Annotated in this window: 15 protein-coding genes and 4 tRNA genes; 6 read left to right on the forward strand and 13 right to left on the reverse strand. The window is 59.4% G+C overall.

What is annotated here, in order from left to right; all coding sequences use genetic code 11:
• Nucleotides 1-45: 45 nt before the first annotated feature.
• The 3 genes from UN63_RS08095 to yfbV all read right to left on the reverse strand — a co-directional run bounded on the left by UN63_RS08095 (nt 46) and on the right by yfbV (nt 3,355).
• Complete coding sequence (locus UN63_RS08095) at nt 46-1,539, reverse strand: alanine/glycine:cation symporter family protein (RefSeq protein WP_104486271.1); 1,494 nt, start codon at nt 1,537-1,539, stop codon at nt 46-48.
• Nucleotides 1,540-2,067: 528 nt separating this feature from the next.
• Nucleotides 2,068-2,826 carry a M15 family metallopeptidase gene (locus tag UN63_RS08100; protein ID WP_104486272.1) on the reverse strand — a complete coding sequence of 253 codons (759 nt, stop codon included), beginning with the start codon at nt 2,824-2,826 and terminating at the stop codon, nt 2,068-2,070.
• A gap of 88 nt (nt 2,827-2,914) precedes the next feature.
• The gene (gene yfbV / locus UN63_RS08105; RefSeq protein WP_104486273.1) at nt 2,915-3,355 is read right to left on the reverse strand and encodes a terminus macrodomain insulation protein YfbV; all 441 of its coding nucleotides are present in this window, start codon (nt 3,353-3,355) and stop codon (nt 2,915-2,917) included.
• 277 nt (nt 3,356-3,632) lie between these two features.
• On the opposite strand from yfbV, the gene UN63_RS08110 reads away from it, so the two are divergent.
• The 4 genes from UN63_RS08110 (at nt 3,633) to UN63_RS08125 (ending at nt 8,875) form a co-directional block, all read left to right on the forward strand.
• Nucleotides 3,633-4,853, forward strand: coding sequence for an acetate kinase (locus tag UN63_RS08110; protein ID WP_104486274.1), 1,221 nt, complete (start codon nt 3,633-3,635; stop codon nt 4,851-4,853).
• A gap of 10 nt (nt 4,854-4,863) precedes the next feature.
• Nucleotides 4,864-7,032 carry a phosphate acetyltransferase gene (gene pta / locus UN63_RS08115; RefSeq protein ID WP_104486275.1) on the forward strand — a complete coding sequence of 723 codons (2,169 nt, stop codon included), beginning with the start codon at nt 4,864-4,866 and terminating at the stop codon, nt 7,030-7,032.
• 164 nt (nt 7,033-7,196) lie between these two features.
• The gene (gene tpx, locus UN63_RS08120; RefSeq protein ID WP_104486276.1) at nt 7,197-7,697 is read left to right on the forward strand and encodes a thiol peroxidase; all 501 of its coding nucleotides are present in this window, start codon (nt 7,197-7,199) and stop codon (nt 7,695-7,697) included.
• A 269-nt stretch (nt 7,698-7,966) separates the two neighbouring features.
• The gene (locus UN63_RS08125) at nt 7,967-8,875 is read left to right on the forward strand and encodes a TIGR01777 family oxidoreductase (protein WP_104486277.1); all 909 of its coding nucleotides are present in this window, start codon (nt 7,967-7,969) and stop codon (nt 8,873-8,875) included.
• Nucleotides 8,876-8,882: 7 nt separating this feature from the next.
• Here the strand turns inward: UN63_RS08125 and UN63_RS08130 are convergent, their stop codons facing one another.
• Both UN63_RS08130 and UN63_RS08135 read right to left on the reverse strand, forming a co-directional pair.
• Entirely contained in the window at nt 8,883-11,309 is a 2,427-nt protein-coding gene (locus tag UN63_RS08130) for an ABC transporter permease (RefSeq protein WP_104486278.1), read from the reverse strand.
• Entirely contained in the window at nt 11,302-11,985 is a 684-nt protein-coding gene (locus UN63_RS08135; protein ID WP_104486279.1) for an ABC transporter ATP-binding protein, read from the reverse strand. The genes UN63_RS08130 and UN63_RS08135 overlap by 8 nt, the downstream gene beginning before the upstream one ends.
• Between UN63_RS08135 and UN63_RS08140 the strand changes: the two genes are divergently transcribed.
• A complete protein-coding gene (locus UN63_RS08140; protein WP_104486280.1) occupies nt 11,984-12,586 on the forward strand; it encodes an arylesterase in 603 nt (200 codons plus the stop codon). The two genes, UN63_RS08135 and UN63_RS08140, sit on opposite strands and share 2 nt — an antisense overlap.
• Here UN63_RS08140 and UN63_RS08145 read toward each other — a convergent pair.
• The 6 genes from UN63_RS08145 to gltX form a co-directional block, all read right to left on the reverse strand.
• Nucleotides 12,583-13,254 (reverse strand): DNA-3-methyladenine glycosylase I, encoded by a 672-nt coding sequence (locus tag UN63_RS08145; RefSeq protein ID WP_181068209.1) that lies wholly within the window; start codon nt 13,252-13,254, stop codon nt 12,583-12,585. The two genes, UN63_RS08140 and UN63_RS08145, sit on opposite strands and share 4 nt — an antisense overlap.
• Nucleotides 13,255-13,388: 134 nt before the next feature.
• Nucleotides 13,389-13,464: transfer RNA gene (locus UN63_RS08150), tRNA-Ala, on the reverse strand.
• A 20-nt stretch (nt 13,465-13,484) separates the two neighbouring features.
• Nucleotides 13,485-13,560 (reverse strand) — tRNA-Ala (locus tag UN63_RS08155).
• A gap of 36 nt (nt 13,561-13,596) precedes the next feature.
• Nucleotides 13,597-13,672, reverse strand: a tRNA-Ala gene (locus UN63_RS08160).
• A gap of 36 nt (nt 13,673-13,708) precedes the next feature.
• Nucleotides 13,709-13,784, reverse strand: a tRNA-Ala gene (locus tag UN63_RS08165).
• 607 nt (nt 13,785-14,391) lie between these two features.
• Nucleotides 14,392-15,804, reverse strand: a complete 1,413-nt coding sequence (gene gltX, locus UN63_RS08170) for a glutamate--tRNA ligase (RefSeq protein WP_104486282.1) — start codon at nt 15,802-15,804, stop codon at nt 14,392-14,394.
• 251 nt (nt 15,805-16,055) lie between these two features.
• Between gltX and UN63_RS08175 the strand changes: the two genes are divergently transcribed.
• Nucleotides 16,056-16,583 carry a LysM-like peptidoglycan-binding domain-containing protein gene (locus UN63_RS08175; protein WP_229793531.1) on the forward strand — a complete coding sequence of 176 codons (528 nt, stop codon included), beginning with the start codon at nt 16,056-16,058 and terminating at the stop codon, nt 16,581-16,583.
• A 125-nt stretch (nt 16,584-16,708) separates the two neighbouring features.
• Here the strand turns inward: UN63_RS08175 and ligA are convergent, their stop codons facing one another.
• A complete protein-coding gene (gene ligA, locus UN63_RS08180; protein WP_104486284.1) occupies nt 16,709-18,742 on the reverse strand; it encodes an NAD-dependent DNA ligase LigA in 2,034 nt (677 codons plus the stop codon).
• 81 nt (nt 18,743-18,823) lie between these two features.
• Nucleotides 18,824-19,840 carry a cell division protein ZipA gene (gene zipA, locus UN63_RS08185; protein WP_104486285.1) on the reverse strand — a complete coding sequence of 339 codons (1,017 nt, stop codon included), beginning with the start codon at nt 19,838-19,840 and terminating at the stop codon, nt 18,824-18,826.
• Nucleotides 19,841-20,138: the final 298 nt, after the last annotated feature.

A 20,138-nucleotide genomic window follows, 5' to 3' on the forward strand; every position in this document is an offset into this window, starting at 1 on the left:
GCCGGGCTATAAGCCCGGCCTTTGCAATCATGCTGTTTAGGTTAATTAACCGCGCTCTGCCTGAGCGTCGGTCACCACCGCATCAGTGGCAGCATCGGTTTTTGCTTTCTTGTCCTTGACCCAGATATCGGCGTTCTTGATACCCAGTTTAATCGGATCGAAGGTCGGATCCAGACCCTGAGCCTTCTGTGCCTCGTAGTCTTTCAGGGCGATCAACGCCGGCTTCTGCAGCAGCAGGATGGCGACGATGTTCAGCCAGGCCATCATGCCCACGCCGATATCACCCAGGCCCCAGGCCAGCTCGGCAGTTTTCACCGAACCATAGACCACGGATGCCATCAGGGCTATCTTGAGCACGAAGATCATCCAGGGACGATGTATATGCCGGTTGATGTAGGCCACGTTGGTTTCGGCAATATAGTAGTAGGCCAGAATGGTGGTGAAGGCGAAGAAGAACAGCGCCACCGCCACGAAGGTACCACCGAAGCCGGGCATGACCGACTCTACCGCCGCCTGGGTATAACCCGGGCCAGCCGACACGCCTGGCAACTGCTCGACGATGACCTCGCCCGCCTTGCCCATGACGTTATAGGCGCCGGTAATGATGATCATGAAGGCAGTGGCCGTGCAGACAAACAGGGTGTCTACATAAACCGAGAAGCCCTGCACCAGACCCTGTTTGGCCGGGTGAGAAACTTCGGCTGCCGCCGCCGGGTGCGGACCCGTACCCTGACCGGCTTCGTTGGAGTAGATGCCACGCTTTACACCCCACTCGATAGCCAGACCCAGAATGGCGCCAAAACCGGCTTTCATGCCGAAGGCGCTGCCGACGATGAGGCCGACTACGTCGGGCAGCATTTCGATGTGCATCGCGATAACAACGAAGGCCACCAGTATGTAGCCCAGCGCCATGAAGGGCACCACTATCTGGGTAAAGTGGGCAATACGCTTGACGCCACCGAAGATGATCAGCCCCAGCAGCACCACTACCACGGCGGCAGACACAGAGGTGGAAATGCCGAAGGCATTCTCGATACCGGAGGCGATGCTGTTGGCCTGAACCCCCGGCAGCAGCAGACCACAGCCGATAATAGTGGCGAAGGCGAAGGTCCAGGCATACCACTTCATGCCCAGGCCTTTTTCGATGTAGTAGGCAGGGCCACCGCGATAGAGGCCGTTGTCGTCTTTTTCCTTGTAGATCTGCGCCAGGGTAGATTCCACGAAGGCGGTACCGGCACCCAGAAAGGCCACCATCCACATCCAGAACACGGCACCAGGACCACCGAAGGTGATGGCGGTGGCCACACCGGCGATGTTACCTGTACCCACACGACCAGACAGCGACAGCGTCAGGGCCTGGAAAGAAGTGATACCCGCGGGCGAAGCTTCGCCCTTGAACATCAGGCGAACCATTTCCTTGATATGACGGATCTGCAGAAAGCGGGTGCGCAGCGAGAAGTACAAGCCTACCCCCAGACACAGATAAATCAGGGGTAAACTCCATATATAACTGTTTATGCCATTAACCAGGTCACTCATATAACATCCTTTGTTCTGATTAAACCGTACTGCAATAGCAGAACATTCCCTCAAAGAGGCATTGGTTAACGATTAAGCGATGTTCAATCGTTAAGTGTGGAGAAAAATACTCTGCAATCTCCATCAGTACAAGTAGGACAAACCTATTAGAATTTCTAATCTATGGACCGAATAATTAGCAACATTTGAATAACAAATCATCCAAACCACTATCCCCCATTAATCTAAACGCGACCGTAAAGTCATAAGCAACTGTTAAAAAAAGAATTAAATCAGAAATCCATGCGGCAAGACCCAGCGCCAGAAACGCATTTTAATTTAAAAATACACAAAAAACCCCAGAATTGGGCACAGATAAAATGTCATAAATCGTGACTTACATCACATCAAAACATGCAGAATGTTCGGAGTTTGTAATCGAAAATAACAAGATAAATCGCGAGGTGAGCAGCCGATAATGGCCGTAAACGGCCATAGAAAATGAAAAAAAAAGACTATACGAAACCATGAAGTGCCCGGCCGACGTGCTTATTGCACGAAGTTCGCGACCTGACGCAGCCAGCGCTGCCCCAGCGGCACCAGAGAAACAGCACCAAACTGCGCCTCTGCAGCCTGACTGTGCCAGGCCCAGGACTGATTGCCGTAGTCGAAATGCCACCACTCACTGGCCAGATTGGTAAAGCCGGCGTGCTTCATCACGCTGTGCAGCAGACGACGGTTTTCGATGACATAGGCCTCTCTGGGAGACGGCTTGCCGATAGCCTCGAAGGCGGCGCTGTAAGACCAGGGGCTGATATCGTCAAACTCGGTGCCCATGTCGAGCCAGTTGCCTTCACCGTCGCACAGGGTCACATCGACGGAGCCACCGGTCAGGTGCGGGCTGGGAGCCTCGGGCTCACTGCTGGGCGGCGCCACAAAATGGCGGATTCGTGTCAGCAGTTCGGCCTCGCTGTCATCGCCATAATGCTCACGCATGGCCGCAGACAGGGTATTGAACAGATATTGCTGCACCATAAGTGGGCGCCAGCCATCCAGCACCACCAGCTCGATGCCGGCCGGCAACAGGCGGGCCGCCTTGTGCAATTGTGCCGATACCGAGCGACGCACGTAACAGTCGCTCAGCGCCCCGGGTACCCCAAGATGGAAATAGGCCGGATAAGCACGCAACGGCGAGGCCACCAATCCCAGCGGCACCAGCGGCTCATCACTTTCTGCAATGGGTAACGCCTGCAGTTGCGGCCAGTCCGGCTCGGGTTGGGCCAAAATGGCCTGGGACAAGAAATTCATCAGTTTCGCCAAGGGTTACGGAGAGATGGCTCAGACTCGCCAATATCGGCGTTTTTTGCAAGCAGGCTGGTGTCACCCACCTATGAACTTAAAGATCCCGAATGAAGGACTTGTCCAGCTGCTTGAAGGCCAGACTGAGGGCCTCCCCCAGCTCGAAATAACGGGGCTTGGCTATCGGTTCCTTGATGGGCACGCCGGTGGCGGCAATTTTTGCGTACAGCTGTCGATACCAGTTCACCAGGGTCGGCGGCAGCCGGGTATCGGCTCGCTTGCCCAGCCAGTACAATCCCTGCACCGGCAGGCTGGCTAGAAACAGCACAGAGGCGACCACGCCAGGCCAGTATTGGGGATCGCCCATCTGAAACTGCACCAGAAGGCTCAGGGTTATCAGCGCCGGCATGGCTCTTATCCCCAGACGGGTCGCCGACATCACTCTATGTTCCGGAAACAGCGCCGCCAACTGCCGTTCTTTCGGCCAGACGCCGAGGTAGTCGCTGCCTCTGTGCAGGGTGGTGGTGAAAGTGCTCATGATACCTCCGGGGCTGAACGCCACTTTGCAGGTAAGTGGCCATTAATCGACCCAAGTCAAAAAACCGAGCTCGCATTCTGTTATTTTACGACAGAAGAACGGTATTATCCCGCCCTCATTTTATCCGGAAAGGCCGGGTAAGTCAGGGATGGCAATGGTGCGGCGTCGATTGGGGATGGCGTTCCAGGCGTTAAGATTCGAGTTTAACCGGCATGGATTGCCTGAAGAACATTTTCGGGCGGCAATATTTCCATCACTCTGACGACAAGGTTTTTTGATGACTAGCAAGCTGGTTCTTGTGCTTAACTGCGGCAGCTCGTCGCTCAAGTTTGCCATCCTGGATGCCGAAAGCGGCAATGAAAGACTGTCCGGTATCGCCGAATGTTTCTACCTGCCCGATACCCGCATCAAGTGGACACTCGACGGCCACAAGGGCAGCGCCTCGCTTGGCGCCGGTGCCGCCCATCAGCAGGCGCTGGACTTTATCGTCGACAAGCTGCTGATGCAAAATCCGGTGCTGATGGCCAACCTGTGCGCCGTGGGCCATCGGGTGGTACACGGCGGCGAGCAGTTCACCCAGTCGGTATTGATTGACGAGTCGGTGATCCAGGGCATCGAAGACTGTGCCAGTCTGGCCCCGCTGCACAACCCTGCTCACCTGGTCGGCATCGCCTCGGCACGCCGATCCTTTCCCGAGCTGCCCCAGGTGGCTGTGTTCGACACCGCCTTTCATCAGTCCATGCCCGAGCCGGCTTACCTCTATGCCATTCCCTATCATTTGTACCGGGAGCACGGCATTCGTCGCTATGGCATGCACGGCACCAGTCATTATTTCATTGCCCAACAGGCCGCCGAACGGCTGAACAAACCGCTCGCCGAGCTCAATATCATCAGCTGTCATCTGGGCAACGGCGCCTCGGTCTGCGCCATCAAGAACGGCGAGTCGGTCGATACCTCCATGGGCCTGACCCCGCTCGAAGGGTTGGTGATGGGGACGCGCAGCGGTGATATAGACCCGGCCATCATCTTTCATCTGCACGACACCCTGGGCTACAGCACCGATCGCATCAATACCATGCTGACCAAGGAGTCCGGCCTGCTGGGCCTGACCGAGCACAGCAGCGACTGCCGCTTCGCCGAAGAAAACTATGATCAGCTACCCGAGGCCAAACGGGCGCTGGATATTTTCTGTTACCGCCTGGCCAAGTATATTGCCGGCTATGGCTGTGCGCTGGACGGCCGCCTGGATGCCATCGTGTTTACCGGCGGCATCGGCGAAAACTCCGGCCTGGTGCGGGAGCTGACGCTGTCAAAACTGAGCCTGCTGGGCGTGAAGCTCGACCCGGAGGCCAACCTCGCCGCCCGCTTCGGCAAGGCCGGCCGCATCACCACCGCAGACAGCACGCCCGCCTGGGTGATTCCGACCAACGAGGAATGGGTCATCGCCCAGGATGCGCTGGCACTGTCGTCCGAACAACACCTTTCCGCTCAACAGTAAGGGAACCAGAATGGCCAGAACCATCATGCTCATACCCGTCAGCGGCGGTGTCGGGGCAACCTCGGTCAGCCTCGGCATGGTCCGCGCCATGGAGCGCAACGGGGTTAACGTCACTTTTTTCAAGCCGGTGTCCCAGCCGCGTCAGCGGAGCAAGATTCAGGATCATTCCACGGCGGTGATCGCCAACGGCTCCAATATCGCGCCGCCGGAGCCCTTCGCCCTGAGCTATGCCGAAAGTATGATCTCCAGAGGCAATCTGGACGTGCTGCTGGAAGAGATCGTCGCCCGGGTTGAAAAGCACGTATTGGACAGCGGCGCCGAAGTGGTGGTGGTGGAAGGTCTGATCCCGACCGACAAACAGCCCTTTGCCAACCGCATCAATTACGATGTGGCCAAGGCGCTGGATGCGGACATGGTGTTTATCACCCAGCCGGGCAACGACACCAGCCAGCAGCTGAAAGAGCGCATCGAACTGGCCTGCTCCAGCTTCGGCGGCATGCTCAACAAACGCATCGTCGGCTGCATCATCAACAAGGTCGGCGCCCCCATGGATGAGCAGGGTAATACCCGCCCCGATCTTACCGAGATGCTCACCCCCAGCAGCAGCAATACGCATTACATCCCCAATCTGGAGGTGTTGCAGGTATTCGGCAAGACCCCGCTGCGCATTCTCGGCTGCATCCCCTGGAATGCCCAACTGGTGTCCCCGCGGGCGGTGGATCTGGCGCGCCATCTGAATGCCACCATCCTCAACGAAGGCAAGCTCCACAGCCGACGCCTGCAGAGTGTGACCTTCTGCGCCCGTGCCCTGCACAACATGGTTCAGCACTTCAAGCCGGGCAGCTTGCTGGTGGCCTCGGGCGATCGCTCGGACGTGATCGTATCGGTCTGCCTGGCGGCGATGAACGGGGTAAAGATCGGCGCCCTGCTGCTCAACGGCGGCTATCATCCCGAGCCCCAAATCATGGACTTGTGTCAGCGCGCCATCGCAACCGGTCTGCCGATCCTGATGGTCAATACCAATACCTGGCAGACCGCCGTTAGCCTGCAGCATTTCAATCTGGAAATCCCGGTGGACGATCTGGGCCGCATCGAGCTGGTACAGGATTACATGGCCAGCCATATCGACAAGCACTGGATTGAGTCCCTCAGTGCCAAGTCGACCCGTAGTCGTCGCCTAAGCCCGCCGGCGTTTCGCTACCAGCTGACCGAACTTGCCCGGCGTGCCGCCAAACGCATCGTGCTGCCGGAAGGAGAAGAGCCGCGCACCATCAAGGCCGCCGCCATCTGTGCCGAGCGCGGCATTGCCCGGCCGGTCTTGCTCGGCAATCGGGAAGAGATACTGCGGGTGGCCGCCCAGCAGGGCGTGGTGCTGGATGAGCGGGTGGACATCATAGATCCGGCTCAGGTTCGGGAGCACTATGTGGAGCGGCTGGTGGAGCTGCGCAAGTCCAAGGGCATTACAGAGGTGGTGGCCCGGGAGCAGCTGGAGGACAACGTGGTACTGGGTACCATGATGCTGGAGCGGGACGAGGTGGATGGCCTGGTGTCCGGCGCCATCAACACCACCGCCAACACCATTCGCCCGCCGCTGCAGATCATCAAGACCGCGCCCGGCTCGTCGCTGGTGTCGTCGGTATTCTTCATGCTGCTGCCGGATCAGGTGCTGGTATATGGGGATTGCGCCATCAACCCGGACCCCACCGCCGAGCAACTGGCGGAAATCGCCATTCAGTCGGCCGAATCGGCACTGGCCTTCGGCATAGAGCCAAGGGTGGCGATGATCTCCTACTCCACCGGCACTTCCGGTACCGGCGCCGATGTGGACAAGGTGCGCGAAGCCACCCGCCTCGCCCAGAAGAAACGCCCGGATCTGGTGATCGACGGCCCGCTGCAATACGACGCCGCCATCATGGAAAACGTGGCCAAGTCCAAGGCGCCCAATTCGCCGGTGGCGGGCAAAGCAACCGTGTTCATCTTCCCGGATCTGAACACCGGCAACACCACCTACAAGGCGGTGCAGCGCTCGGCCCAGCTGGTGTCCATCGGCCCCATGCTGCAGGGCATGCGCAAGCCGGTGAACGACCTGTCGCGCGGCGCCCTGGTCGACGACATCGTCTATACCATAGCTCTCACCGCCATTCAGTCCTCCCAACTGGCGGACAAGGCGAAGGTCTAGCGCTTTTGCTATCCAGTCGCCGCTTCATCGTCGTGTATTCACGGCACTCGGGGCGGCGTTTTTTGACCACGCTAAAGGCAACAACCCCCGGCGTGCAAAAATAAAAACCTTTTCCTTATGGTGAAAACTGGTAACTTAACTCCTTTCACACAAGGAGATAAAACATGTCTGCAGTGACTTTTCAGGGTAATTCCGTCGCCGTTTCCGGTCAGTTCCCCCAGGCCGGCCAGGCCGCACCCGATTTCACCCTGACCGGTGCCGATCTCAACGATATCCGTCTGGGCGACTTCAAGGGCCAGAAACTGCTGCTCAACATCTTCCCCAGCGTTGATACCGGCGTTTGTGCGACCAGTGTTCGCACCTTCAACGAAAAAGCCGCCGCCCTGGGCAACACCAAAGTACTGTGTGTATCCATGGATCTGCCCTTCGCGTTCGGCCGTTTCTGCGCCGCCGAAGGCATCGAAAATGTACAGGCTGCTTCCGCCTTCCGTCATGCCGAATTCCTGAATGCCTACGGCGTGGCCCTGAGCGATGGCGCCCTGCGTGGTCTGTCTGCCCGTGCCGTTGTCTGCATCGATGAGCAAGGCAAGGTAGTTTACGGCGAGCGCGTTGCCGAGCTGACTGACGAGCCGGCCTACGACGCAGCTATCGCCGCGCTGTCCTGATCCTGCCGGATCCCTGTTCGATCTGTTTTTTTGATGTAATATCAACAAACTAGCGATACTGTCCGGGGTAATCTACAGACTTACTCACAGTTTATGTGGATAACCCCGGCTTTTTTTCTGCCTTTTTTCCCCGCTCTACCCCCACCCCTGGTGCCGTATATCCGTAAGTCTCTGTTATTCTGATGGTGTATTATCGATCAATACCGCATCGGATCTGGCTGACATCTCCTGGCTAACCGATATCAATCTGGCTAATAGAGGGAGGGTGCATGAATATACTGCTTACCGGTGGTACCGGCTTTATCGGCCAACGCCTGATGGGCCACCTGCGGTCTCATCATCAGATTACCGTATTGAGCCGGACGCCCAACAAGGTCTACCAGCGCCTGGGTCACGACATCAAGGCCCTGTCTTCTCTCGACCAGCTCGATAACCTCGATCAGTTTGATGCGGTGATTAACCTCGCCGGTGAGCCCATCGCCGACAAACGCTGGACCCAGGCCCAGAAAGAGAGGATTTGCCAGAGCCGCTGGAACATCACTCAACAGCTGGTCGATAAACTCAAGGCTGGCGTCAATCCTCCCCGGGTGCTGATCAGCGGCTCGGCGGTCGGCTTTTATGGTCGTCAGGGCGACGCCCTGGTAGATGAAGACTCCAATCCGAATGCCGAGTTCAGCCATCATGTCTGCGCCCAGTGGGAGCGGCTGGCCCAGGCGGCCGAAAGCGAGCACACCCGGGTGTGTCGAATTCGACTGGCCGTGGTGCTGGGCGCCGAAGGCGGTGCCCTGAAGAAAATGCTGCCCGGCTATCGTCTGGGCCTCGGGGGGCCTATCGGCACAGGCAAGCAGTATATGTCCTGGATCCACATCGAGGATGTGGTGAATCTGATCCTGTTTCTGCTGGAACATGAAGAATGCAGCGGCCCTTTCAACGCCGCCGCTCCCGAGCCGGTCACCAACGAGCAATTCAGCCGCACCCTGGCCCGGGTGCTGGGCAAGCCGCACTTTGCCCGCGTCCCCGCCTGGGCGATGAAACTGCTGCTCGGAGAAATGGCCAGTCTGTTGTTAACCGGCCAGCGGGTGATGCCGGTACGGTTGCAACAGGCCGGCTTCCACTTTCGTTATCCCACCCTCGACAAGGCGCTGAAAGAGACCCTGTGCGCGCCTCAGAGTCGCTAACGCCGGTTTATCCCCACTGACGCAGTCGTCCCATCAGAGCGCCTCGGGTGATGCCACCGGCACGACCGGTGAGCAACAGCAGCACGGCGCCGAGCAGCGGCAATCCTATCCAGATCTGCGGATGGGGCTGCCACGGCAGACCCAGCCACCAGGGCAACAGCACCGCCACACACAACTCCACTGCCAGCGCTGCCGCCAACCCCGACACCAGGCCGGCCGCCAGCCATTCCCAGCGCAGTGACGCCACTATCAGCCGCTCGCTCGCGCCCAGGGTGCGCAACAGCACCAGCTCGCGCCGGCGGCTCTCCAGAGTAGTTTCCATCTGGGCCAGCAGCACCAGCAGGCTGGCACCGGTCACCAGCGCCATGATCACCAGAAGCGCCTGACTAACCTGGGCCAGCACTTGCCGCAACTGCGCCAGCAATGCCTCCACATCCAGCAGGGTGACCGTAGGAAAGGCCCGGATCAGGGCAACTTCAAACGCCTTCTGCTCCACCGGCAGATAGAAACTGGCCAGCCAGCTGGCCGGATAATCCGCCAGCACATCGGGGCTGAAGATCAGATAAAAGTTGGGCTTCATGCTGTCCCAGTCTACCTCGCGCAGGCTACGCACCTCGGCCGACACCGACTGACCGGCAAGATCCAGCGTCAGCCGATCGCCAAGGCCGATCCCTAATCGCTCGGCCAGGCCCGACTCGACGGACACGCTATCGGGCGTCGCCGACCAGTCGCCCTGCAGGATACGGTTACCCTGGGGCAGCTGCTCGCTGTAGGTCAGGTTCAGCTCCCGGCCCATTCCTCTGTCGCGATTACTGTCCACATCCGCCACCGTCTGCTTGTCGTTGATGGCGCTCAGCCGACCACGCACTATGGGATAAAACTGCGAACTGTCGAGCCCGGCCTGTTCCAGACTCTTGCGCAAGGGGTCCAGCTCGTGGGGGGCGATGTTGATCAGAAAGCGATTGGGGGTATCCGGCGGCAATCGGGCCAAAAAGCCGTCCGTCAGTTCGCCACGCACCACCCACAGTAAGGTGCCGAGAAACAGCGCCAGCGCCACCCCGCCAAACTGCACCAGAGTAGTCATACGGGCGCGCTGCAGGCGCCCGATCGCCAGCCGAAAGGCGATGCTGCCCCTGCTGCGGCGCGCCACCGCCAGCATCAACCAGCACAGGCCACCCAGCAGGCTCACCAGAGCAACCAGCCCCAGCAGGAGGCCGACGGCCAGCCCCAGCTGACCGGCAAACAACCAGCTCAGCACAAAGGTCCCCGTCAACAGAATACCGGCACTCCACCAGGGGGAGAGCCGGGCCTCGGCCTCGGAGCGTAATACGCGCAGCGGCGGCACCCCGAGCAGGCGCGCCATGGGCACCACCGACAACATCAGAGTCGTGAGCAGAGCCAGACCCGCCGCCACCGCAAAGGGGGTCATAGAGGGCAACGGTAACGGCATCGCCAGCGCCTCGCCCAGGCTCAGCAGAATAAGCTTGTGCAGGCCATAGCCGACGATGGCGCCCAGCACGGCGCCCATCAGCAGCAAGGTCAGCAACAGGCGGCTCAGCCAGCCAACCAGCTGGCGACGCCCCGCTCCCAGGGTTTTCAGCAGGGCAATCCGGTCCTGCTCCCGCCGGGAGAAATAGCCCAGAGCAATGGCCATGGCCAGAATGCCGAGTAGCACCCCGGTGAGCGAGGCTAGCCGGAAGAATTGCTCGGCCCGGGTGAGGGAGCGGGCGACCGGGGTATCCGCATCATCAGGGCCACGCCACTGCTGACCCGCCTGTAGCTGCGGCTGCAGCCAGTCGGCATAGTCCTGCAGCTGTGTCTCAGCCCCCTTGAACAGGTAGCGATAGCGCACCCGGCTGCCTTCCATCAGGACGCCGGTGGCGGCCAGGTCGTCCAGATGGATCATGGCCCTCGGCGCCAGTTGCATGGGCGAAAAGCCTTCATCCGGCTCCCTGACCAGCTCGCCGGCCACCTCCAGCTCGGTATTGCCCAGCTCCAGCCGCTCACCCGGCACCAGCTGCAACAGCGCCAGAAGTCGCGCCGACAGCCAGATGGTGCCCGGCTTTACCCTGCCTGCCGGCGCCAGCTGCAAGTCGCCATAGAAGGGAAAGGCATCGTCCACCGCCCGCACGCTGGCCAATTGCAGCTCGTCACCGGCGAAGAGCACGCTCTGAAACGCCTGGGTGCGGGACACCGCCAGCCCCCTGTGTTCGGCCTCGACCAGCCAGGCGGGGTCGGCGGCGCGGCTGCCGGACAGGATGCGGTCGGCGGCAATATAGTCCCGTCCCGAGACCTTGAGCGCCTGATCCAGTCGATCCGCCACCAGGGTCACGCTGAGCATGCTGGCCACGCTCAGTGCCAGCGCCAGCATGAACAGCCGCAAGGGTCCGCGGCCGGCCTCTCGCCAGATCAACCCCACGCCTAAGCTACGCATGCTGTTCCTCCAGACGACCGGCGGTCATCAGCAGGCGTCGCTCGCAGCGGCTCGCCAGGGCTTCGTCGTGAGTCACCATCAGCAGTGTGGTGCCGTGTTTACGATTCAGCTCGAACAGCAGCTCGATGATCTGCGCCCCGGTATGATGATCCAGGTTGCCGGTGGGTTCGTCCGCCAGCAGGATATCCGGCTGAGTCATGAAGGCCCGTGCGATGGCCACCCGTTGCTGCTCGCCACCGGACAGCTGGCTGGGAAAATGCCGCAGCCGTGCTTTCAACCCCACCTGTTCCAGCAGCTCTCGGGCCCGTTGTTCGCCGTCGCTGCGGCCCTGTAACTCGGCGGGCAGCATGACATTTTCCAGTGCGGTGAGGGTGGGCAGCAGCAGGAAAGACTGAAACACGAAGCCGATATGGTGGCCGCGCAGCCGGGCTCTTTGTTCTTCGTCCAGAGCCGACAACGACAGGCCGCTGATTTCGATGTCGCCTTCGGTGGCCCTGTCCAGTCCGGCCAGCAGCCCGAGCAGGGTCGACTTGCCGGAGCCGGAGGCCCCTACCAGCGCCACGCTCTGGCCGGACTTGACTTCCAGCCCTATCCCCTCAAGGATGGTGAGTGATTCCTCGCCCAAAAGTACCCTGTGGGTCAGCCCGGCCACCTTGATAATCGGAGAAGTTGTCATGCCTCGTATCCTTCTGCTGATACTGTTGTTGGTGTCATCCGTTACCCATGCTAACACCGTCCTTATTCTCGGCGACAGTCTCAGTGCCGGTTACCGTATGAGCGCAGAGCAGGCCTGGCCACGGCTGCTGGCGGAACAATGGCGAGAGGAAGGCCGAAAGGTAGAGGTGGTGAACGCCAGCGTCAGCGGTGATACCACTCAGGGCGGGCTGCAACGGCTGCCGCCCCTGCTCGAACGCCATCAACCCTGCCTGGTGGTGCTGGAGCTGGGCGGTAACGACGGCCTGCGCGGCCTGCCGCCGCCGCTTATCGAGCGTAACCTGAAGGCGTTGATCCAACTGGCGGACAAGGCCGGTGCCAGGGTGGTGCTGACCGATATCCGGCTGCCGCCCAATTACGGTCGCCGTTACCTGCAGCAGTTTGAGCCCATCTTCAGCAACCTGGCCGAAGCGCATCGGCTTCCCCTGTTGCCGTTTTTTGTGTCTCCACTCATCGGTGAAAACGGCATGATGATGGACGACGGCATTCATCCCACCGCTAGCGCCCAGCCGCTTATCGCCCGCCAGGTGCACAAATTTCTCACCCCCTATCTGGAGCATTAACCGATAGAGCAGGCGACGGTCTTGCTGATTTGGCTGAAGCTGAGCCCGCTTTGCCGTCGCCACTCGTTAAAGGCCGCCTGAGCCTCGGCCATTCCTTTTTTGCTGCCGAGGCCGGCGCTGATCACCTGATGATGGCGTAGATAGGCGCTGACATCACCGGTAAAGACGAAGGTATCCACTCCCAGCCGACGTAAGCCGTAGGCGGCGATATTTCCGCCCAGCAACTGGCCCTGCCCCTTGATCTGCTGCCAGAGCCCGATGATATCGTCTTGCGGCCACTGAGCCACGAAGGCGCCGAAACCGCCATGTTCCCGGCCCAGTTCCAGCACCATACGGGCATTGACCGGCACCGCCGCAATTTTTCTGGCGTGGCGCACTATGCCCGCATCGTTGTTAAGCCGCTCCAGATGCTGCTCGTCCAGCAACAGCATTTTCTCCGGTGCAAAGCCGAAGAAAGCCCGCTCGAATTCCGGCCATTTATTACGGATCACCTGCCAGACGAAACCGGACTGAAACAGACTCATGGTGAAGGAAGACAGCCAGCGATCATCGGAAATCGCCGCCAGTTCGGCGGGGGTACACAAGGGCGTGGCAATACGCTGCCTCAACGCCGCTTCTCCGCCGTGACGGGCGCAGGCACGCTGAAAGATATGGTCGAAATGCTCCACAAAGTCAGTCTCGTTTGGATTTTGTTTATTGTGCGTGGGGATCACACAAAAGGCCAGAGACTGAAAGTCGGGACTTGAAAAACAGAAAAGCCGCTGCATTTCTGCAGCGGCTTTTCTTGATTCCACAAAATAAGTGGTGGAGCTACGCGGGATCGAACCGCGGACCTCTTGCATGCCATGCAAGCGCTCTCCCAGCTGAGCTATAGCCCCGAATTCGGGTCAGATTGTTTTGGTGGAGCTACGCGGGATCGAACCGCGGACCTCTTGCATGCCATGCAAGCGCTCTCCCAGCTGAGCTATAGCCCCAAAACAATGCTGTTTTACTGGTGTTCTTCTGCCATTTGGTGGAGCTACGCGGGATCGAACCGCGGACCTCTTGCATGCCATGCAAGCGCTCTCCCAGCTGAGCTATAGCCCCATTTGGCAGATATTTCTTTTTTCACAATTCGATAAGTGGTGGAGCTACGCGGGATCGAACCGCGGACCTCTTGCATGCCATGCAAGCGCTCTCCCAGCTGAGCTATAGCCCCGCTTATCGCTCTTCCCGGCACATGTCCGTTCAGACGAGGCGCATGATAGGCAGGGGGCCTTTTTGTGTCAACCAGAAAATAAAAAAAACCACCCAACCAGTCATTTTTCGACCTACCTGATGAGATTGCCGCCAACACAAGGCGTAAGCCTGTCTTGGTTACAAATCAGCTATCGAGATAAAGAGGCAACAGGGTTGCCTCCTCCGACACGGTCCATGTAACGCTCAGCAAATGCCATCCCTGGCATTTGACGGTCGAATGAGGCAATCCCCGCTGCCTCTTCTTGACGCCCGAGTTAGCTGTTGGCATCACAAGCAGGCGACGCCGGAGCTTCAAGGAGGACAAAGGGATCTGCTCAGCCGACCATCCGCGCCACGGATGGCGCGGTTGAGCCTACAGGGATGTATTCACGGCGAGTCGGCGGAGCGGGCTCTTTGTCCGATGTGCGAAGATTGAGCTAAAAATAAATCTGTTCTTCTACTTTAAATTTGTGACCAAGAGACAGGCCGTGAACCGGCATTTAATCGGAATGCAGCAATAAAAAACGGCGCTATCTCGGACAGCGCCGTTTTTCTTCCAGCTTAACGCTTACCGCTTACCGCCGGTTTTAACCCTGAGCACGCTCGGCGATAAAGCCCAATGCCATGTCGATGCGGGCCAGCGTCTGCTCTTGGGTCAGCAGGGCAATCACGCCGTCGATGGCCGGTGACTGGCCGGCACCGGTCACCGCCACTCGCAGCGGCATACCGACCTTGCCCATGCCCAGTTCAAGCTCGGCGGCGGCGGCGTTAATGGCCTCGTGAATCGCCGGCGCCTGCCAGTCAGCCAGCTCCGCCAGCTTGGCACGAATCAGCGCCAGCGGCTCGGCTGCCACCGGACGCAGATGCTTCTTGGCCGCACCCGCCTCGAACTCGGCGAAGTCTTCGAACAGATAACGGCTCTGGGCCGCCAGCTCTTTCAGGGTGTTGCAGCGCTCGGCAAACAGCGTCACCACATCACTCAGGGACGGGCCCTTGCTGGTGTCAATGCCCTGTTCCTGCATGTGCCACTGCAGATGCTCGGCCACTTCTTCGGCAGGCAGGGTCTTGATGTAGTGCTGGTTCAGCCACAACAGCTTGTCGGTATTGAAGGCAGAAGCGGACTTGCCGATAGCGTCGAGCGAGAAGAGTTCGATCATCTCTTCCAGCGAGAAGATTTCCTGATCGCCGTTGGACCAGCCCAGACGTACCAGATAGTTGAGCAGCGCCTGAGGCAGGTAGCCGTCGTCCCGGTACTGCATCACGCTGACCGCACCGTGGCGCTTGGACAGCTTGGCACCGTCGTCCCCCAGTATCATCGATACATGGGCAAATTCCGGCACCGGGGCGCCGAGAGCCTGATAGATGTTGATCTGGCGCGGGGTGTTGTTGATATGGTCTTCGCCGCGTACCACATGGGTGATTTCCATGTCCCAGTCGTCCACCACCACACAGAAGTTATAGGTGGGGGCGCCATCGGTACGGCGGATGATGAGATCATCCAGCTGATCGTTACCGGTTTCGATGCAGCCACGCACGTGATCGTCGAATACCACAGTGCCTTCGGTCGGGTTCTTGAAACGAATAACGCTGGGCGCATCGGCGGCGTGCTCATGAGCGCCGTGACGGCAGGTACCGTCGTAACGGGGCTTTTCACCGTCGGCCATCTGTTGCTCGCGCAACGCATCGAGTCGCTCGCGGGAACAGTAGCATTTATAGGCTTTGCCTTCGGCCAGCAGCTGATCGATAAGCGCGTTATAACGGTCAAAACGCTGAGTCTGATAATAGGGACCCTCGTTCCAGTTCAGCCCCAGCCAGTTCATGCCTTCGAGGATGGCGTCGATCGCCTCCTGTGTGGAACGTTCCAGATCGGTATCTTCGATACGCAGCACGAATTCACCCTGTTGATGACGGGCATAGAGCCAAGAATACAGGGCCGTACGGGCACCACCTACGTGGAGAAAGCCGGTGGGGCTGGGAGCAAACCGCGTTTTAACTGTCATTCTTTCTGCCTTAGCTGGTAAATAAAGCCCAAATGAGCCTTGGTTAAACAAAGTGGCGACTATTTTAGCACCCGCCTGTAACGGGTTAAACGCTTTGTCATCGAGTTGGTCATTGTCACTGCCAACATGTCACTGTCAACAAACGCGATCAACCGCTTCAAAAGGAGCTGCCCGACCGCTTGTCGACCGCGCGGCCCGCAGATACACTGGTGGTCACGAGGTGCCTATTCATGACCAGAAGACAATCAGCAATGAAACGGAACAAGCCGGATTCTTTCGGCACCAAACTAAATCAACTGACTCTGCCTGCCAGGCAGAGTCTGGGTCAGGGGCTGGGCTGCTGGCAACAGCTGCCCCGCATACACAAGGTCGGGTTACTGGTTCTGTTGCCCGCCTGGTTGCTGTTGCTGATCTGGCAACCGGCACCATCGCCTATCGCGACACCGGTCACCGGCAGCCTGAGCCTGCCGCTCTCTTCGGCCGAAAAACGGGAAATTCCGGTGCCCGATGGCGGCAAGCGACTCGATCACACCCTGGCCCAGGGCGAAACCCTGGCCGCCCTGTTCCGCCAGTGGCAGCTGCCGGGCCATGATCTCATTGCCCTGGTGCGGGCCGAGCCGTCCTATAAACCGCTCAGCAATCTGCGCGCCGGTCAGGATCTGACTCTGGTGCTCAACGGTGATGGTCAGCTGCATTATCTGGAAGTCAGAGACAAGGGCCTGCTGCTGAACGCCTTTCGCCGCATGGGCCAGGAATTCAGCATGCTGACAACGCAGTAATTAGGGATTAGGGATTAGGGATTAGGGAATAGGGAATAGGGAATAGGGAATAGGGAATAGGGAATAGAGAACAGGAGTCGGGTTCTGTTCTCCAGTCCCTAATCTCCATTCCCTACTCACCGGTCTTATCGGTGTTCAGCCAATAGCGCCAGCAGCCCGTCTTCATCCATGATGTTTATGCCCAGCTCCTGGGCCTTCACCAGCTTGGAGCCCGCCGCTTCACCGGCTACCACACAGCTGGTTTTGGCCGATACCGACCCCGCCACCTTGGCGCCCAGCGCCTGCAGCGCCGTCTTGGCATCACTGCGGGACAGTTGCGTCAAGGTGCCGGTCAGTACGAAGGTTTGCCCCGCCAGCGGCTGGGCCTCGGCGGCCACCGGCTCAATCGCCGGCCAATGCAGGCCGCAACCTCCCTGATCCCGGGAATCAGTCAGCGCCTGTACCACTTCCAGGTTATGCGTCTGGCGGAAGAAGTAGTAAAGGTGCTTGGCCACGATTTCGCCCACATCCGATACCGTCAGCAGGCTGTCTACCTCTGCATTCATCACCGCTTCCAGGGTCAGGAAGTGCCGGGCCAGGTTGTTGGCGGTCGCCTCCCCCACTTCCCGAATACCCAGGGCGTAGAGAAAACGAGCCAAAGTGGTACTGCGCGCCTTGTCGAGTGCCGCCAGCAACTTGGTGGCCGATTTGTCACCCATCCGTTCCAGCCCCGCCAGATCCTGATGACTCAGTCGAAACAGATCTGCAGGGGTCTTGATCTTGTCCTGCTCCACCAGCTGGTCGATGAGCTTGGTGCCGAGTCCTTCGATATCCAGCGCCTTGCGCGAAGAGAAATGCTTGATCGCCTCCTTGCGCTGGGCGGCACAGAAGAGGCCGCCGGTACAGCGGGCCACCGCCTCTCCTTCGATACGCTCTATGTCCGAGTCGCATACGGGGCAGCAAACCGGAAATTCGATGATCCGGGCATCTTCGGGGCGTCGCTCCAGCACCACCGCCGCCACCTGGGGGATCACGTCTCCGGCCCGGCGCACTATCACCGTATCGCCAATCATCACCCCCAGCCGGGCAATTTCGTCGGCGTTGTGTAGGGTGGCGTTGGACACCACTACGCCGGCCACCTGCACTGGCTCCAGCTTGGCGACCGGGGTAATGGCACCGGTGCGACCGACCTGAAATTCCACATTCAGCAGCCGAGTCAGTTCTTCCTGAGCCGGAAACTTGTGAGCGGTAGCCCAACGCGGCGCCCGGGCCACGAAGCCGAGTTGATTCTGCAGCGCCAGCTCATCCACCTTGTAGACAACGCCATCGATTTCGTAGGGCAACTGATCGCGCCGGTTGAGAATATCGTCGTGATATTGCTCGCAGCCGGTCCGACCCTGCATGCGCTTTACTTCCGGACTGACCGGCAGTCCCCAGCCCTTGAGCCGCTGCAGAATATCGAAATGACGCTCGCCCAGCGGCTCGCCTTCCACCAGGCCGACCCCGTAACAGTAAAAGGCCAGCGGCCGCTTTGCCGTCACTCGCGAGTCCAGCTGACGCAGGCTGCCGGCGGCAGCGTTGCGCGGGTTGGCAAACACCTTGTCGCCACTGGCCCGGGCCGCCTCGTTCATCCGTTCGAAACCTGCGCTGGGCATGAAGACTTCACCACGCACTTCCAGTCTGGCCGGCCAGTCGTCGCCTCTCAGCTTGAGTGGTATCGCCTTGATGGTACGCACGTTCTCGGTAATGCCTTCGCCTGTGCTGCCATCACCTCGGGTGGCGGCCTGTACCAGGCGGCCCTGCTCATACAGCAGGCTCACCGCCAGGCCGTCAAGCTTGGGCTCACAGCAGAATTCAATGGGGGCGTCACTGCCAAGCCGGCTGTTCAACCGTTTTTCGAAGGCGGCCAGCTCGTCATCACTGAAGACGTTATCCAGCGACAGCATTGGCAGAGCGTGGCGTACCTCGGGGAAGGCAGAGACCGGAGCACCACCTACCTTCTGGCTGGGCGAGCCCCGATCCAGCCATTCGGGGTGAGCCTGCTCCAACGCGACCAGCTCGCGCATCAACCGGTCGTACTCCGCGTCCGGCACCGTGGGGGCATCGGCCACATAATATTGCTCGTTATAGGTGTCGAGCTGTTCGCGCAGGGCAAGAATTCGGGCTTGAGTATCGTTCATGAGGCTATTCCGCTTAAACAAAAAGTGCGGCCCTCGGCCGCACTTTATTATTACAATCAAGGTTACAGGGCACAATAATCGTTATTGGGCCTGACTGTCGTAGTCTCTAAGCTGCTCTCGGCAATGAGCCAGATAATCGGGACTGAGTGGGCTACGCTGGCCATCCAGCAGCAGGGCATCCAGATCTTCGGCCATGTTTTCGGCCGTTTGCACCATCAGGTTGAAATGATTCTTGGCCATACCAGGTGCCGGCAGCTGCATGAACATCGATACCCCGGGGGTGCTGAATTGTGCCATGGCGTTGGGATTGAAGGTGCCGGGCTTGACCATGTTGATCAGGCTGAACAGCGCCTCACCCTGAGGGGTCGGAGTCTGGTGGCGATGAAAAATGTCCATGTCACCGAAACAGAAGCCGGCGTCGGTCAGGGCCCGGGCCAATTCGCCGCCGGCCAGCTGCTGATTGGGCCGCGCCACCAGGTTGATGACATAAACGTCCTGCCAGGTTTTCGGAACTTCCCGCCGTGGGGCGGCCGGTGCGGGTACAGACTCAGGCTCGGCATGATGGACAGGTTCGGAAGCAAGCTCGGGCTCTGGCTCGGGAGCATACTGCGGCTCGACGATGGCAGCCTTGGGTGCCGGGGCTGCCGGCTCGTCGAACAGGGGGTCAATCTCACCCTGGCGATACTGGCGCTCGCGTTGCTGTAATTCGGTTTCAGCAACGGCCGGCCTGTCTGCAGAAAAAGGTTTGGCCGCAGAAACAGGCTTGGCAGGCGAAGGTATCGCCGGCGTCAGCCCGATGCCGGGTTCGTCTTCATCGTCGTCGTTGATCGCAGAAAAATGCGGAGATGTTTGCCAGTCATTCTCGTCATCGTGCTGACGGCGCAAGGTCTCGGCCTTGCGCGCACCGAGCACCCGCACCTTGCCGATGCCATCACGATCAAAGTCATCGCCGCCGGCCGGTCCATTCGCGACTTTGCCTATCGGTTTTTCACGCATCGGTTTCTGGCGTCCTTTCTGGCTGGTCCACAGCCCGTGGATCAGCAAGGCGGCAATGGCCACCGCACCCAGAATGATCAAGATAATTCGCAAATCCTGCATTATCGTTTCTCTAAAGTTTTTGCCTGTATTCAGCCATATTGCCGACGCAAGCGGTAATCTGATGACTCGAGCCGGAATGTAATCAAAGACAACGACAAGGGTATGTTTACCATACGGGTTTGACAAGAGTCATCTCGGTGAGTAATAGATAAAAACACTCATTTTGCACCACTTTATCTGTCAGGGGAGCGATACTGGCGGCTGACTGGATGCCAGGCGCCGGATACAGGCAAGATTCGTCCTCTCTGTCGCTTGTCCGGCGCTACGACAGACTGCTTCGCGACGACTTCCACACCCC

Origin of the sequence: Oceanisphaera arctica, assembly GCF_002936955.1 — a bacterium.
Taxonomy (GTDB): Bacteria; Pseudomonadota; Gammaproteobacteria; order Enterobacterales; family Aeromonadaceae; genus Oceanimonas; species Oceanimonas arctica.

What these genes read in the sequence shown, in the direction of transcription:
- zipA (WP_104486285.1), bottom strand. Translation starts at nt 19,840, where the DNA reads ATGCAGGATTTGCGAATTATCTTGATCATTCTGGGTGCGGTGGCCATT.
- UN63_RS08095 (WP_104486271.1), bottom strand. Translation starts at nt 1,539, where the DNA reads ATGAGTGACCTGGTTAATGGCATAAACAGTTATATATGGAGTTTACCC.
- UN63_RS08125 (WP_104486277.1), top strand. Translation starts at nt 7,967, where the DNA reads ATGAATATACTGCTTACCGGTGGTACCGGCTTTATCGGCCAACGCCTG.
- tpx (WP_104486276.1), top strand. Translation starts at nt 7,197, where the DNA reads ATGTCTGCAGTGACTTTTCAGGGTAATTCCGTCGCCGTTTCCGGTCAG.
- UN63_RS08135 (WP_104486279.1), bottom strand. Translation starts at nt 11,985, where the DNA reads ATGACAACTTCTCCGATTATCAAGGTGGCCGGGCTGACCCACAGGGTA.
- gltX (WP_104486282.1), bottom strand. Translation starts at nt 15,804, where the DNA reads ATGACAGTTAAAACGCGGTTTGCTCCCAGCCCCACCGGCTTTCTCCAC.
- ligA (WP_104486284.1), bottom strand. Translation starts at nt 18,742, where the DNA reads ATGAACGATACTCAAGCCCGAATTCTTGCCCTGCGCGAACAGCTCGAC.
- UN63_RS08130 (WP_104486278.1), bottom strand. Translation starts at nt 11,309, where the DNA reads ATGCGTAGCTTAGGCGTGGGGTTGATCTGGCGAGAGGCCGGCCGCGGA.
- UN63_RS08100 (WP_104486272.1), bottom strand. Translation starts at nt 2,826, where the DNA reads ATGAATTTCTTGTCCCAGGCCATTTTGGCCCAACCCGAGCCGGACTGG.
- UN63_RS08140 (WP_104486280.1), top strand. Translation starts at nt 11,984, where the DNA reads ATGCCTCGTATCCTTCTGCTGATACTGTTGTTGGTGTCATCCGTTACC.
- yfbV (WP_104486273.1), bottom strand. Translation starts at nt 3,355, where the DNA reads ATGAGCACTTTCACCACCACCCTGCACAGAGGCAGCGACTACCTCGGC.
- UN63_RS08110 (WP_104486274.1), top strand. Translation starts at nt 3,633, where the DNA reads ATGACTAGCAAGCTGGTTCTTGTGCTTAACTGCGGCAGCTCGTCGCTC.
- pta (WP_104486275.1), top strand. Translation starts at nt 4,864, where the DNA reads ATGGCCAGAACCATCATGCTCATACCCGTCAGCGGCGGTGTCGGGGCA.
- UN63_RS08175 (WP_229793531.1), top strand. Translation starts at nt 16,056, where the DNA reads ATGAAACGGAACAAGCCGGATTCTTTCGGCACCAAACTAAATCAACTG.